The sequence below is a fragment of the Nocardia violaceofusca NBRC 14427 genome, assembly GCF_963869435.1.
Classification (GTDB): Bacteria; Actinomycetota; Actinomycetes; order Mycobacteriales; family Mycobacteriaceae; genus Nocardia; species Nocardia aobensis.
Window position 1 is genome coordinate 275,286 of sequence record NZ_CAWMPM010000001.1, and the last position, 14,388, is coordinate 289,673.

Consider the following 14,388-nt stretch of genomic DNA (forward strand, 5'->3'; position numbering starts at 1 on the left):
GGGCAAGGTTTGTCGCGCACGGGCTACTGCATTCCTTCCGCGTACCAGGTGCGGAATTCGTCGTAGCTGGGCATCTCCTCCGAATTGGCCTTCGGATCGACGGCGACGTGCACGACCCCCGGTTTACCGCTGGCATAGGCGCGTTTGATCGCCGGTGCGATGTCCTCGTCGCGTTCGACGTATTCGCCGTGGCACCCGAAACCCTCGGCCACCTTGTCCAGACGGACACCGGTACTCCAGTGCACACCCGTCTCGAGCGAGCCCGGCCCGAAGGTGCGTTTGTACACGCCGACCTCGAGACCCCACGCATAGTCGACGCCGACCACACAGACCAGCGGCAGATTCAGGCGCGCGGCCGTTTCGAGTTCGGCGATCTGGAACTGGAACGAGGAATCGCCGGTGATCAGCATGACCGGCCGGGTGCCGCCGTCGGCCACCGAGGCGCCGATGGCGTAGGGCAGCCCGGTGCCCAGATGTCCGAAGTTCTGGTTCCACATCACGTCGTGCGGTTTCGCCTGCGAGTACGTCCAGCCGAAAATCGTGGTGGCGCCGCCGTCCCGGGCCATGATGCCGTCGGCGGGAAAGGCTTTCGTCGCCTCCACGATCAGGCGCGCGGGATGGACCGGGCTCATCCCGCTGGGCGCCGATTCGGCCAGGTCGGCCAGCCGGGCGGCATCACGGTCGATCCAGCCCGCCAGCTCCGGTGACGGCGTGCGCGGAGTATCGCGCAGCGCCTCGACCAGCTGGGGAACCACTGCCCGCAGATCGCCGACCAGTGGTACGTCGATGGGACGGTTCACCCCGATGGCGGCCGGATCCTGTTCCACCAGAATCCATTTCCGCTCCGCCTCACCCGCGAGCCAGTGCCGGCCGCGTCCGTAGTGCACGGGCTCGCCGAGTTCGGTGCCGATGGCCAGGCACAGGTCCGACCGCACCACCGCCTCCACCGCCGACGGGGAGAAACCGTAGGGAAAGGTGCGATCCTCGAGGCCGGGAATGTAGGAGGTGCCGCCGGAGGTCTGGATCACCGGGGCGGCCATGAGATCGGCCAGTAGCCGTACCGATTCCGCCGCCCGCGCGGTGTGCACCCCGTGCCCGATCAGCAGGATCGGCTGCCGCGCGGCCCGGATGTACTCGGCCGCCTCAGCGATGCGATCGGCGCCCGCGGTCTGGCCGACGAGGCGGTACCGCTGCGGCGGCAGTGCCGGCGGCAGATCGAGCTCTTCCTCGATGACGTGCGAGGGATATTCGATGTACACCGGTCCAGGCGTGCCCGACAGCGCCCTGCGCAGGCCCTCGCGGATGATCTCGTCGGTCTGATCCGCGTATTCGATACTGGCGCTGTACTTCACGGAATTCTCGACCAGACCGGCCTGCTGCACGAACTGGATGCGGCCGCGCCGCACCCGCTGCTCGGTGATCCGGGCCCGCTGCCCGCCCAGGAAGATGATCGGCGAATTCTCCACCTTCGCGCACATGATGGCGCCGGACAGATTCGCGATACCGGGGCCCAGGGTGCCGATGCACACCGCGGCCTTCCCGGTCATCCGCGAGACGCCCTCGGCCATCATTCCGGCCGACTCCTCGTGATGCGGCGCCACCACCTTCCAGCCGCGCTCCTCGGCGCGGTGGAACAGGTGGACGAAATTGGGGTCCGGAATGCCGAAGATGGTGTCGATACCCTCGGCCTCGAAGAGTTCGAGAATCCGTTCGTAAACCTTCACTGCTGTTTCCCTTCGGTCGCCATCGCGAAGCTGCGGCCGATGTGCTCGGCGTGCGCGCTCAGCGGCGGCAGGATCCACGAGTCGTCGGTGTTGCGGATGTCGTCGATGCGCGCGGCGACCTCGTCGACTGTCCAGGACGACTGATACACCCCGCGCGTCTCGGCGATATAGGCGCGCGCCACCCGGCCCGCGATCGCGACCAGCAATTCGCCGGTGAGAGAACAGGATTCGTGGGACAGGTACGCCACCGCCGGGGCCACCAGTTCCGGGCGCATATCCGGATAGGCGGAGGTGTCGATGCCGTCGGCCATCCGGGTCAGCGCCGAGGGCACGATGATGTTGCAGCGCACCCCTGCCTCGGCGCCCTCGAGGGCCACCACATTCGACAGCCCGATCATGCCCGCCTTCGACACCGCGTAATTGGCGACCGACCGATTGCCGTAGATGCCGCCGATCGAGGAGGTCAGCACCACCCGGCCGTAGCCGGCCGCGCTCATGACCGGGAAGGCCGCGCGTACGGTGTGGAAGGCGCCGCGCAGATGCACATCCAGCACGGCCTCGAAATCCTCGTAACTCAGTTCGGTCAGCGATCCGTAGCGCACGGTGCCGGCGTTGTGGATCAGGATGTCGAGGCGTCCGAACCGGTCGAGCGCCGTGTCCACGATCGCCCGCCCGCCCTCCGGGGTGGCGACCGACGCGGGGCACGCCACCGCCGTGCCGCCCGCGGCGGCGATTTCGGCGACCACCTCGGCGGCGACTCCGGCGTCGGGGTCCTCACCGCGCATACTGCCGCCGGGATCGTTGACCACCACGCGCGCCCCGCGCTCGGCCAGCAGCAGGGCATAGGCCCGGCCCAGACCGCGCCCGGCGCCGGTGACCACCGCGACGCGATCGTCGAATCTCAGTTCGGACAACGGGATATCCTCTCGCGCATCGTGTTCCGGGCCTAGGTGCTCAGCGTCAGGCCGTCCAGATCGCCGGCGTCGCGCCAGGCCCGCAGCAGGTCCTCGAGCACGTAGAAACCACCCCAGAACGGGTCGCCGAGGAACGAGCGGCCGTTCGGCTCGCCCTCGCTGTTGTAGTAGCCGGGGGTGCATTCCGTGATGAAGGTGCTGTTGTCGACGGTGTTGGCCCGGATCGTCCGCACCCACGCCTCCTCGGCCGCCGCCGTCGGCTCCACGCGGGTCGCGCCGCGCGACTGCGCCTGCGCGATGATGTAGGCGATGTGATCGGCCTGCTGCTCGTACATCAGGGTGGTGGCCGCGGTGACCCCGCCCTGGATGAAGCCGGTCGCGAAATGGTTCGGGAATCCGTGCGCCATGATCCCGTGCAGCGTGCGAAAACCCTTGCCCCAGTGCTCGTACAGCGATTTCCCGCCGCGTCCCGCGAAGGGTGCGATGTCGAACTGGCGATCCAGTGCGGTGGTGATCTCGAAACCGCTGGCGAAGACGATGCAGTCGACCTCGTATTCGACGCCGTGCGCGACGACGCCCGTGCGCGTGATCCGCTCGACGCCCTTGGTGTCGGAGACGTCGACCAGCGTCACATCGGGCCGGTTGAACGTCGGCAGGTAGTCGTCGTTGAACACCGGCCGCTTGCACATGTTGCGGTAGTACGGCTTCAACTTCTCCGCGGTCTCGGGATCCTCGACGATCTCCTCCACGCGCCGGCGCAATCGCTCCATGGCGCGATAGTCCTCGATTTCCTTGAGCTCGAGGAAAGTCGCCGGATCGGCCAGCGCGGCCCAGCCGTCGGTTTCATTCAATTTCGCGGCCAGATTGCGGGCGACCTCGGTCCAGCCGTCGCAGATCAGATCCGGTTCGCCGGGGGAGTAGAAGGCGAAGGCGGCGTTGTGGAAATTGCGCTGCCGTTCGGTGCGCCACCCCGGCTGCAGCGAGGCCACCCATTCCGGATCGGTCGGGTGATTGTCGCGCTCGAAGATATAGGACGGCGTGCGCTGGAAGACCGTCACATGTTTCGCGCCGCGCGCCAGATGCGGAATCACCTGCACTCCGCTGGCACCGGTGCCGATGACCGCGATCTTCCTGTCGCCGAGACGATCCAGGCCGCCGTGCAGGTCGCCGCCGGTGTAGTCGTAGTCCCAGCGCGCGGTGTGGAAGGTATGTCCCTCGAATTCGGTGATCCCGGGAATGCCGGGCAGTTTCGGCCGGTTGTAGGGCCCCTGGCACATGATCAGGAAGCGGGCGCGGATCTCGTCGCCGCGGTTGGTGGCGATTCGCCAGCGGGCGATCTGCTCGTCCCATTCCAGTGCGCGCACCAGCGTGTGGAAGATCGCCTTGTCGTAGAGTCCGAAATGTTTACCGATGCGCTGGGCGTGCTCGTAGCATTCGTCGCCGTGGGAGAACTTCTCCTTCGGAATGAATCCGGTTTCCTCGAGCAGCGGCAGATAGCAGTAGGCATCGGAGTCGACCTGGATGCCCGGATACCGGTTCCAGTACCAGACACCGCCGAAATCGCCGCCCAGCTCCACGATCCGGAAGTCGGTGACGCCGGCCTGCTGCAGCCGGTGGGCGGTGATGAGCCCGGCGAAACCCCCGCCCAGGATGACGACCTCGATATCGGCGTCGATCGGTGCGCGCGGGACCACCGGCAGGTGCGGGTCGGCCTCGTAGAAGTTCGCGAATTCGCCGGCCGCCTCGAGATACTGCTGCTGTCCCTCCGGGCGTAGCCGCTTGTCGCGCTCGGCCAGATATTTCTGCCGCAGGGCCTCTCTGTCGACCTCGGGGGTCCGGGTAGGGGCGCAGGGTTTCATCGGAAAATCCTTGTGGGAGTGGGTATTCGGGTCATTCCAGGTCGGTCGGCGCGCCGGTGCCCAGGTATTTCGCGAGATTGTGGTGCAGATTGACGATGGTGCGCTCGCGGTACGGGTTGGGTTTCGGGCCGGAGAAGCCGCGCGATTTCATGCCCTGCTGGACGGCGGCCATATTGTCGAAGTCCTGCGGCAGCACGGTCCGCCAGCCCGGGTCGCCGACCGGGGTGTAGATCCATTCGGTCTCCGGTTCCGCATTGGGCGGGAACAATTCGAAGACGGCGGCCTCGAAGATGCACTTGTCCGGGTCGTATCCGTAGGGCCGGAATCGGTAGCACAGCATGTTGTTCAGCGCGTGCCCGATCTGGAAATTGGGGAAGATCTGCCAGGCGGTACCGCTTTTCGCGACGATGTCCGGATCCACGGTCGGCCACACCACGCCGCGTTCGGCGTCTTCCTTGCGGCAGGTGTCTAGCCAGTAGCGCATCACCTGATCGGGGGGAGTGTCGGCGGGAAGGTCGTCGGCGAGCCGATTCGCGATCTCCACCATCGTCGCGGTGGTGTTGGTGTTGGCGTTCTCCCAGGTGAAATTCTGCAACTGCGCGGTCGAGATCCGGGCGTCGGGACCGGCGCCGATCCGCAGTTTGCCCTGGTTCTCCTCCATCCCCTTCGGGGCGTCGTAACCGATATTGCTGTGCCTGCCCTGGGCGCGGCCCCAGCCGAGGAAATTGCCGAAATTCATGAATTCCGGATGGGTGTAGGGGACGTGATAGGTCTCCATGAACGCCTCGAAGGCGACCTTCCAGTTGCAGTCGAAGGTCAGCCAGCGCCGCCAGCGGTACCGCATGTTCTCCAGTTGGAACGGATCCAGCAGGGAGGCAGCCGGTTCCAGATAGTCGCGCAGCGGTTCGCAGCCGGAATCGAGATTGATCCACACCCAGCCACCCCAGGTATCGATTCGCACGGGCGGCAAACCGTCGTTGCGTTCGGTCAGCCCACACGTCCAGTCGCCGCGTTCGGGCACGAACGTGTTGCGGCCTTCGAGGTCGTAGCGCCAGCCGTGGAATCCGCAGACGAACTGTTTGCGCTGCCCGCGTGCGTCGTGGGCGCCGGGCGGGGTGTCGACCAGCCGGCGGCCGCGATGCGCGCACACGTTGTGGTAGGCGCGCACCGTATCCGGCGCCGTGCGCACGACGATGATCGAGTCGTCGAGGATGTCGTAGGTGAGGAAATCGCCGACGCGGGGCAGCTCCTCGACACGGCACACCTGCTGCCACACCTTCGCCCACAGCTTGTCCCCCTCGGCGCGGGCGTATTCGGGACTGATGTAGGCGTCGACGCCGATGGTCATCGGTGTCGACAAGGGTTGCGCCGCAGTCGTTTCGGTGATGCTGTCGGCAGTTTCGGTCATGACTTCTCCTGACGGCGTCTCAGCGTGTGATGGCGGCGCGGAACCCGTCGTCCTCGAGGAACAGCGAGGTGTTGTCCGCGCCCAGATGGGTCCATTTGAGGTTCAGCCCGCCGTCGACCAGCAGGGTCTGCCCGGTGACGTAGCTCGACAGGTCGGACAGCAGGAACAGGATCGGGCCGGCCTGTTCCTCCGGCCGGGCTCGGCGGCCCATGGCGATGGCGCGGCGATCGCGCTCGGGGTCGGCGCCCACGTAGGTGCCCGAGGCGGGGGTCGCGGTGACGCCCGGGGCGACCGCGTTGACCCGGATCCCGTCGAGGGCGAGTTCGGCGGCCAGGGTGCGGGTCGCGGCCACCAGTGCGGCTTTCGCGGTCCCGTAGGCGATGTGGAAGGGGGCGGCGTTCATTCCGCTGATCGACGACAGCGACACGATCGATCCCGGCAGGTGCCGTGCTTTCAGTTCGGCGGCGACCGCCTGGCTGAAGAAGAACATCGTCTCCAGATTCCATTCCAGCAGCGCCCGCCAATCCGCGCGGGTGACCCGGGTCGCGGGCATCCAGGTCGCGGGTGCGGCGCCGCCGGCGATATTGACCAGCCCGTACAGGTCGCCGCCGGCCGCGCGCGCATGATCGAGCACCGTCGCGATGCCCTCGTCGGTGGCGGCGTCGGCGGCCACCGGGACGATCGGAAGTCCCTGTGCCACAAGCGGTGCGATATCGGCGTCGAGTTTGTCGCGGGAGCGGCCCACCGCGATCACGGAGGCGCCCGCCTCGGCGATGCGCCGGGTGACCGCCGTGCCGATGCCGCCGCCGCTGGCGCCGGAGACGATGACGACGCGGCCGTCGAGTCCGAAGAAGTCGTTGACCGTCACCGCGCTCACCGGCCGTCGCGCCGGATCGCGAGGACGCTGCCCTCGGCGTCGCCGGAGAGGTAGAGCGTGCCGTCGAGTCCGGCGGCGATGCCGCTGAACGGTCCCTGGGGTCCGGAGAACGGCAGCAGGCCCTTCAACGGTCTGGGTGTCACACCGGGCGGGGCACCCACCGGCAGATTCCGCGCGATCACCTGGCGCGCTTCGGTTTTCGGATCCAGGCCGATCAGTTCTTTGGCCTCGACGTCGACGATGTACGCCACGCCGTCGTGGACGGCCAGCCCGTGCGGGCATCCGAGCCCGTCGGCCACCGTATCGGCCTTCGAGCCGTCGATCGCCACCACCCGGCCCGCGCCCGCTTCGGCGACCAGGCAGGTGCCGCCCGCCGTGAACGCCACGCCCATCGGATCGTGCAGGCCGCTCGCCAGCAGTTCGGTGCGCCCGTCGCGCACGGCGTGCACCGTGCCGGTGCCCCGGTCGGCGACCGCGACGGTACCGTCGGGGGCGACCGCCACACCGTAGAGCTGGTCCAGCCCGTCGACGAGCACCTCGCTCTCGGCGGCGGCCGGGCGATAGCGCGAGACCGTTCCGTTGCCGGTGACGATGAGGTCGCCGTCGCCCGTCGCGGTGAGGCCGCGGATGTAGCCGGGATAACCGGGGCTGAAAAGCATTCCGGCGGTGCGCAATTCGCCACCGGGCGGGACGGCGAGCAGGAAGGTGCCGTCGGCGATGTAGAGGGTGCCGTCGGGGCCGACGGTCAGATCCAGCGGCCAGGTCAGTCCATCGGCGAGGGCGGTACGGGTGGCCCCGCCGGCGAGGACTTCGGTGATCTTGCCGGTGAAGCTGGAGACGAACAGCCGCTCTCCGACGAAGGTCAGGTTGTCCAGGCCAGGGCCGACGGTGGCGAGCACGGTTCGCTCGCCGCTGCGCGGATCGATGCGCACCACCTCACCGGTCGCGACCTGGGTGGAGACGATGCGGCCGGCGGCGTCGAATTTGACCGCATCCGGTCCGCCCAGGTCGGCCGCGACCCGCTCGGGTTCACCGCCGTCAGGGTCGATGCGCCAGATCTCGTTGCTGCCCAGCAGCGGATAGTAGAGCTTGCCGTCGGGCCCGACCTCGAGCGCGTTCGGCATCGGCAGGCCGTCCAGCAGAACCCGGGGCGCGCCGCCGGCCGGGTCCAACTCCATCAGTCGTCCACCCGGGCGGCACTCGTCGACGAACAGCCGGCCCTGATGAAACGTGATGCCGTTGGCGCCGGGGAGATCGTCACGGAGCACCCGGGTTTCGCCCTTGCCGTCGCGAATGCTGACGCGGCCGTCGTAGTACTCGGTGATGTAGAGCTCGCCGTCGGGTGCGAAGGCGATGTCGTCGGGCGCGACGATATCGCTGCCCATCGCGCTGATCGTCTCCAGATCGCCGGAATTCGGGTCCAGGGCGCTGATCTGGCTGCCCGCCACCTGCGCGACGTAGATCCGGCCGTCGGCGCCGGTGCGAATGCCGTTGGCGCCGAACAGCCTGCTCGGTGCGGTGATGCGGTCGAGGGTCCACCCGTCGGCGACGCTCGCCGCGGTCGAGGTGAGGTAGCGCGCCGGTGTAGTCACCGCGAAGCCTCCGTACTGCTCTGGGTCGAGGGATCACCCGATTCGGTGCCGGCCACACGTCTCCCGCGAGACGATGGTGATGTATGACACCTTCTCGTTTGTGGAGAGCGTAGTTCTCCACTTCCTATCATTCAAGTGTTGTTATCATTGACAGGATTGACGTAGCATGCGGAGACCGCAGGCCGCGACCTGCGGCAATGCCGCTCTCGGGATTCGGTCGTGCGGGAGTTCTGCCGGGGCGCCGGCGGCCGATCGTGTGGATCGTTCCGTGGCGTGATCATCGCCTCGGGCGTGGGGCTATCGGACCGGCCGCGGGACGCGCAACTGTCGCGCCCGCGGCCGGACCCTGCGGGGTGGAACTCAGACGGGGTAACCGGATTCCGGTGGGTGCGGAGCGGTTTCGGGTTCGCGCGGCCCCTGGTCCAGCCGGAACGGCGGGTATTCGTCGCGCATCAGCGACACGTAGGCCCGGACCCGCAGCGTCCACCGGTTCATGCCGAGCACGAAGGCGAACAGGCCGTGCGGATACCGGCCGGTGAACAGCAGCGCGATCGCCGCGATGAAGACGAGGATGCCGAGCAGTGGGATCCAGATGACGGCGGTCCCTTCGTCGTCTCCGCCCCAGTACCGCGAGCTGCCGACGAACGCCCAGACGATCAGATACTGCGGGATCGCCAGCAACCACCATTTGATCAGGACCAGACCCCGGTGCAGCCGCTCGGGATAGTCGACGTCGAGGTCGGCCGGATAGCTCTCGTCGGATCGGAGACTGAACGGGGGATATCGGTCGGTGCCGAGTGCCGACAGCGCGTAGAACCGCACGCGCCACGACCAGCGCAGCACACCGACGTTGAAATCGAACAGCCCGCGCGGATAGCGGCCCGTGAACAGAATGGCGAAGAACGCGATGACCGTCACCACCGCATAGGCGATATGCAGGAAGAACAGCACGATGTAGTGCGGGATCGCCAGAATCCATTTGACGATCCACTGCCAGCGCGACAGCGCGGGGTCCAGATCGCCGCGCACGCGGACCGGGTAGGGAGATGCCTCGGGTTGCATGTCACGCTCCTCTCGGCGGTCGCGGCCCAGCCGAGCCGCGTGGGATATGCACGATTGTTTCGCATTCACCCTGCGCGCAGGGGCAATTCGAGCCGGTGCGCGTCACCCCCGCGAGACATCCGCCGAGCCGGGAATACGCGGATGCGATGACGAGGTTCGGCCTCGTATGAAGATCGGAGTCAACACCTTCCTGACCGATGAGGGCATCGGTCCCCGGGTTCTCGGACCGGCGCTCGAGGAGCGCGGATTCGAATCGCTGTTCCTCGCCGAACATTCCCACATTCCGGCGAGCCGGGAAACGCCGTATCCGGGCGGCGGTGAGCTCCCTCGCGTGTACTACCGCACCTTCGACCCGTTCGTAGCGCTCGCCGCCGTGGCCGTCGTGACCGAACGCCTGGTACTCGGCACCGGGGTCACGCTGCTGATCCAGCGCGATCCGATCCACACCGCCAAGGAGGTGGCCACCCTCGACCACCTCTCCGGCGGGCGGGTGGTCTTCGGCGTCGGCGTCGGCTGGAACCGTGAGGAGATGGCCGACCACGGCACCGACCCGCGGACGCGCGGCGCCCTGCTGGACGAGCAGCTGGCCGCGATCCGGGCGATCTGGACCCAGGATCTGGCCGAATATCATGGCCGGTTCGTCGATTTCGATCCGATCTTCGCCTGGCCCAAGCCGGTGCAGCGTCCGCATCCGCCGATCTTCGTCGGGGGCGGGGAGGTCGCGGCGCGGCGTGCGGTGCGTCTCGGCATCGGCTGGGTGCCCAACGGCGTGGCCGATCCTTCGGAGGTGCCGGCGCAACTGGCCGCCGTCGGCGACAGTGATATCCCGATCGCGATCACGCCGGTCGCGCCCGATCCCGCACTGCTGGATGCCTATGCGGAGGCAGGCGTCGAGCGGGTGACGCTGTCGTTGCCGACCCTGCCGGAATCGGAATCGCTGCGCGCCCTGGACGAATTCGCGGCCGTCGCCGAGCGTTACCGCGACTGAGGTGTGTTGCCCGGCAGCGTCGTGGCGGCATGGTCACGGCGCTGCCCGCACATGTGCGAATCAATGCGCGGCCTGTCCGAATGTACTGCGCCCGTGACCTTTTCGATCGGAGCTACAGTCTGGCGCGGGGACCCGCGGCGATGGCCTGACGTGCCAGATCCGAGGAAGCGTTGACCACACCCGCGTCGTAGCGTTCCAGCACGACGGACTGGGTCGCGCGCAGGTGGGCGCGGGCCAGGCGTTCGGCCTCGGCGTCGTCGCCGTCGGCGATCGCGGTGACCAGCCGGGCGTGCACCCGGGCCGCGTCGTGGGCCTGTGGTTTCGACGGATACTCACCGCGCCGGGTGAGTGTCTCGGCCCACGCCTGCTCCTGTGCCGACCACAGGGTCACCAGGCTGGACACGACGCAGCGCACCGTCGCGTTCGGGGTGAAAGCGACCACCAGATCGTGGAATTCGCGCGCGGTGCGGGTGAAGGCGACGCCGTCGCCGACCACCTGCTCACAGGCGCGGATATTGGCCTCGAGCGCCGGGACCACGACCTCGGCGCGGTCGGGGCGACGGGCGCATTCGGCGGCGCACAGCGGTTCGAGCATCTGCAGCGCGGCCGCCAGATCGCCGAGGGTGACCCGCGCTCCCTGGAGCGCCAGACCCAGGTGGTAGGCGGCGGAGGTTTCGTCGGGCCGGTGGACCTCCGCGCCGCCGACATTGCCGCGCCGCACCGTGACCAGCCCCTCGGTCTCGAGGATGCGCAGCGATTCCCGGATCGAGGGATAGCTGACGCCGAATTCCTTCACCAGCTGGTCCTGCGTGGGCAGGCGATAGTCGTCGTCGCCGGACAGGATGCGGGTACGCAGCTCGGAGGCGACCGTTTCGGCGATGCGGCGCTGCGGAATCCGCCCGCGACGCGCGGTGGTCACGCGGGCTGCCTTTGGTCCATGCACGGATTCTAGCCAGGCGGTGCTGACCATTCAAATATTGCTATCCTTATGAGGATTGACGTACCGTCTGGTGATGGACTTCACGATGGGGGAGGCCGCCGACGCGCTGCGAGATGACTTGCGGCGCTTGGTGTCCCAGCACGTCCCCGCCGATTTCCTGGGCGCCTTCACCGACGATCCGGCCGATCTGGCCGTGGCGCAGCAGTTCTGCGGGGTCCTGGCCGAGCGCGGACTGCTGTGCGCGGCCTGGCCCCGCGAATTCGGCGGGCACGGCGGATCGGTGTGGGAGCAGACGGTGGTCCGCGAGGAGATGTGGGCCCATCACGAGCCGCGCGGCGCCCAGTACATGGGGGTCAACTGGGTCGGGCCGGCGCTCATGCGGCACGGCACCCCGCGGCAGCAACGCACCCATCTGCCGCCGATCGCGCGCGGCGAGGTGATCTGGTGCCAGGGATTCAGCGAACCCGAGGCGGGCTCCGATCTGGCGTCGCTGCGCACCACCGCCCGCCGCGACGGCGACGGCTGGCTGATCAGCGGGCAGAAGATCTGGACCTCCTACGCGACCATGGCGCAGTGGTGTTTCCTGCTGGCGCGCACCGCCACCGGTGCCCGCAAACAACACGGGCTGACCATCTTCCTGGTGCCGATGTCCGCGCCGGGGGTCCAGGTGCGGCCGATCCGCGCCATGATGGGCCCGCACCATCTGAACGAGGTGTTCTTCGACGAGTTGCGGGTGACCGGGGACGATGTGCTCGGCACGGTCGGCGAAGGCTGGGCGGTCGTGCAGGAGGTGCTGGCCTTCGAACGCGTCGGCATCGCCCGCTACGCCCGCTGTGAACGACTGCTGCGTGCGGCGCCGGAGGTACTGGGCGATCGCTGGGCGGAGGTGCCGGCCGAATTGCGCGGGCGCTGGGCGCGCATGCTGGTGCACTGCCGCCGGGCACGGTTGCTGGCCTACCGGGTGGTCGCGATGCAGAACGAGGACCGGGTGGCGCCCGGTGACGCCGCCGCCTATCGGATCGCCGTCACCCGGCTCGATCAGGACAGTGCCGAAGTACTCACCGAACTGGCCGACCAGCTCGACACCACACCGGATACGCAGCGGGAGAGCTGGTTTCGCCGCGCGGCCGCCGACCATTGGCGGTACTCGCAGGCCGCGACCATCGCCTCGGGAAGTATCGAAATGCAGCGACTGCTGTTGTCGCGAGCCTTGCTGGGGGCATCGTGAACATCGACCTGAGCCGCGAGGCCGCCGACTACGGCCGCGAGGCGAGCCGGGCCATCGCGGCCGCGGGCGGGGACCGGCTGATCCAGGACGCCGAGGCCGAGCCGTCCCGTCGCGCGGACATCGTCGCGCCGATGCTGGCCGGACTCGGCGCGTGGGAGCTGGATCCGCGACGCGACCGCGACGATCTGGAAGCGGCGGCGGCGCTGTGCCGCAGTGCCGGCTACTGGGCGCTGCCCTATCCGCTGGCCGAACGGCTGGCGCGGCCGCTCGACGCGGAGGCCGACGGCCTGGTGGTGGTCACCGAATCCCGCGCTCGGGGTGCGGTCGCCGATCTGGACCTGTGCTGGGCGGCAGTCACGGTGGAGGGCAAGCTCTTCCAGGCGCGGACGCTGCCCGACGGCGCGTCGCCGCGGACCTCCGCCTTCGTGACGCCCTTGGCACTTACCTCGGTCGGGGCGGCCGGGAGCGCGGACGCGGCACTCCCGCTCACGCTGAACTGCTGGACGCTGCTGGGCATGCTGGACCGTGCCCTCGACCTCACTCGCTCCCATGTCCTGATGCGCACCCAGTTCGGGCAGCCGCTGGCGAAATTCCAAGGCGTGCAATTTCAGCTCACCGATGCCGAGGTCGAGCGCAGCGGGCTGGATGTCCTCGCGAAATACGCCTTGTGGAGCGTCCGCTGCGGCGGGGAGGATGCTCTCGGCGACGCGCTCGCGGCGCGGGTAGCCGCGCTCGATGCCGCGGAAACCGTCTTCCGGGTTGCCCACCAGTTACACGGGGCCATCGGCTTCTGCGACGAATCGCCGCTGTCGTGGTTGTCGCGTTACAGCCTGCCGCTGCGCCGGCTGCCGTGGGCGAGTTCCGGGACGCTCGATCGGCTGACCCGCCATCTCGGCGCACAAGGTCTGCCCGGGCCGTTCGACGGCGGGGAGGCAGTCGATGCGACATGGCAGTGAGTGCACCTGTGCACCGAATGCGAAAGTGCGGTAAGTGCCTGTGACGGACGATATTCCGGCCTACGACCTGCCCGATGTGCTGACGGTGACGGGCAGCGGGCCGGTGCGAACGGTGACCATCAACCGGCCCGGCGAATTGAACGCCGTGAACGAACCGCTGCACTGGGCGCTGGCCCACGTGTGGCGGCAGCTCGCGGCCGACACCGCGGCGAAGGTGGTCGTCGTGACCGGCGCCGGCCGGGCCTTCAGCGCGGGCGGAGACCTGGACTGGATCACCTCCTTCCTCGACGATCCGGTGGCGCGGGAGGAGAGCCTGCGCGAAGGCGCGCAGATCATCGAGGAGATGTTGCGGTTCCCGTTACCGGTGATCGCCGCGGTGAACGGTCCCGCCATGGGATTGGGTGCGAGCGTCGCCGCCCTCTCGGATGTGGTGTTGATGTCGCGCAGCGCGTATCTGGCCGATCCGCATGTGAGCGTGGGGCTGGTCGCCGGTGACGGCGGCGCGGCCTTCTGGCCGCTGCTGACTCCGTTGCTGCGCTCGCGCGTCTACCTCTACACCGGCGACCGCATCGATGCCGCGACCGCCGTCGACTTGGGACTGGCCACCGCGGTATCCGAACCGGAGGAGCTGCTCGACGACGCCCTGCGGCTGGCGCGGCGGCTGGCCGCGCAACCGGCACCGGCGCTGCGAGCCACCAAGCGGGTCGCGAACATGTATCTGGCACAGGCTCTCAGCGGTGCGATGCAGGCGGGATTCGCCGCCGAATCTGTCACCATGTGCTCACCCGAACATCGTGAACGGCTGCTGGCGCTCCGGCGCTCGGCGGCCCGGAGGTAGCC

12 protein-coding genes are annotated in these 14,388 nt (G+C 68.4%); 4 read left to right on the forward strand and 8 right to left on the reverse strand.

Annotated elements, in window-relative coordinates; all coding sequences use genetic code 11:
* Nucleotides 1-23: 23 nt before the first annotated feature.
* The 7 genes from AC5592_RS01365 to AC5592_RS01395 form a co-directional block, all read right to left on the reverse strand.
* Complete coding sequence (locus AC5592_RS01365; protein WP_063063100.1) at nucleotides 24-1,724, reverse strand: thiamine pyrophosphate-binding protein; 1,701 nt, start codon at nucleotides 1,722-1,724, stop codon at nucleotides 24-26.
* Entirely contained in the window at nucleotides 1,721-2,638 is a 918-nt protein-coding gene (locus tag AC5592_RS01370; RefSeq protein WP_063063101.1) for an SDR family NAD(P)-dependent oxidoreductase, read from the reverse strand. The genes AC5592_RS01365 and AC5592_RS01370 overlap by 4 nt, the downstream gene beginning before the upstream one ends.
* 32 nt (nucleotides 2,639-2,670) lie before the next feature.
* Nucleotides 2,671-4,497 carry a flavin-containing monooxygenase gene (locus AC5592_RS01375; RefSeq protein WP_063063102.1) on the reverse strand — a complete coding sequence of 609 codons (1,827 nt, stop codon included), beginning with the start codon at nucleotides 4,495-4,497 and terminating at the stop codon, nucleotides 2,671-2,673.
* A gap of 31 nt (nucleotides 4,498-4,528) precedes the next feature.
* The gene (locus tag AC5592_RS01380) at nucleotides 4,529-5,905 is read right to left on the reverse strand and encodes an aromatic ring-hydroxylating oxygenase subunit alpha (RefSeq protein ID WP_063063103.1); all 1,377 of its coding nucleotides are present in this window, start codon (nucleotides 5,903-5,905) and stop codon (nucleotides 4,529-4,531) included.
* Between the two features lie 19 nt (nucleotides 5,906-5,924).
* Nucleotides 5,925-6,773, reverse strand: a complete 849-nt coding sequence (locus AC5592_RS01385) for an SDR family NAD(P)-dependent oxidoreductase (RefSeq protein ID WP_036501521.1) — start codon at nucleotides 6,771-6,773, stop codon at nucleotides 5,925-5,927.
* 5 nt (nucleotides 6,774-6,778) lie between these two features.
* A complete protein-coding gene (locus AC5592_RS01390; RefSeq protein ID WP_063063104.1) occupies nucleotides 6,779-8,374 on the reverse strand; it encodes an SMP-30/gluconolactonase/LRE family protein in 1,596 nt (531 codons plus the stop codon).
* A gap of 360 nt (nucleotides 8,375-8,734) precedes the next feature.
* Nucleotides 8,735-9,436: a DUF4389 domain-containing protein gene (locus tag AC5592_RS01395; protein ID WP_036509111.1), complete on the reverse strand. Its 702-nt coding sequence runs from the start codon at nucleotides 9,434-9,436 to the stop codon at nucleotides 8,735-8,737.
* Nucleotides 9,437-9,602: 166 nt separating this feature from the next.
* Here AC5592_RS01395 and AC5592_RS01400 point away from each other — a divergent pair, with 166 nt between their 5' ends.
* Nucleotides 9,603-10,424, forward strand: a complete 822-nt coding sequence (locus AC5592_RS01400; protein WP_063063105.1) for an LLM class F420-dependent oxidoreductase — start codon at nucleotides 9,603-9,605, stop codon at nucleotides 10,422-10,424.
* 112 nt (nucleotides 10,425-10,536) lie between these two features.
* Here the strand turns inward: AC5592_RS01400 and AC5592_RS01405 are convergent, their stop codons facing one another.
* Nucleotides 10,537-11,343: a FadR/GntR family transcriptional regulator gene (locus AC5592_RS01405; protein ID WP_036509116.1), complete on the reverse strand. Its 807-nt coding sequence runs from the start codon at nucleotides 11,341-11,343 to the stop codon at nucleotides 10,537-10,539.
* A gap of 94 nt (nucleotides 11,344-11,437) precedes the next feature.
* Between AC5592_RS01405 and AC5592_RS01410 the strand changes: the two genes are divergently transcribed.
* The 3 genes from AC5592_RS01410 to AC5592_RS01420 are packed head-to-tail and all read left to right on the forward strand — an operon-like array spanning nucleotide 11,438 to nucleotide 14,386.
* A complete protein-coding gene (locus tag AC5592_RS01410; RefSeq protein WP_198163734.1) occupies nucleotides 11,438-12,592 on the forward strand; it encodes an acyl-CoA dehydrogenase family protein in 1,155 nt (384 codons plus the stop codon).
* Nucleotides 12,589-13,548: an acyl-CoA dehydrogenase family protein gene (locus AC5592_RS01415; RefSeq protein ID WP_063063106.1), complete on the forward strand. Its 960-nt coding sequence runs from the start codon at nucleotides 12,589-12,591 to the stop codon at nucleotides 13,546-13,548. The genes AC5592_RS01410 and AC5592_RS01415 overlap by 4 nt, the downstream gene beginning before the upstream one ends.
* 34 nt (nucleotides 13,549-13,582) lie before the next feature.
* The gene (locus tag AC5592_RS01420) at nucleotides 13,583-14,386 is read left to right on the forward strand and encodes an enoyl-CoA hydratase/isomerase family protein (protein ID WP_232329144.1); all 804 of its coding nucleotides are present in this window, start codon (nucleotides 13,583-13,585) and stop codon (nucleotides 14,384-14,386) included.
* Nucleotides 14,387-14,388: the final 2 nt, after the last annotated feature.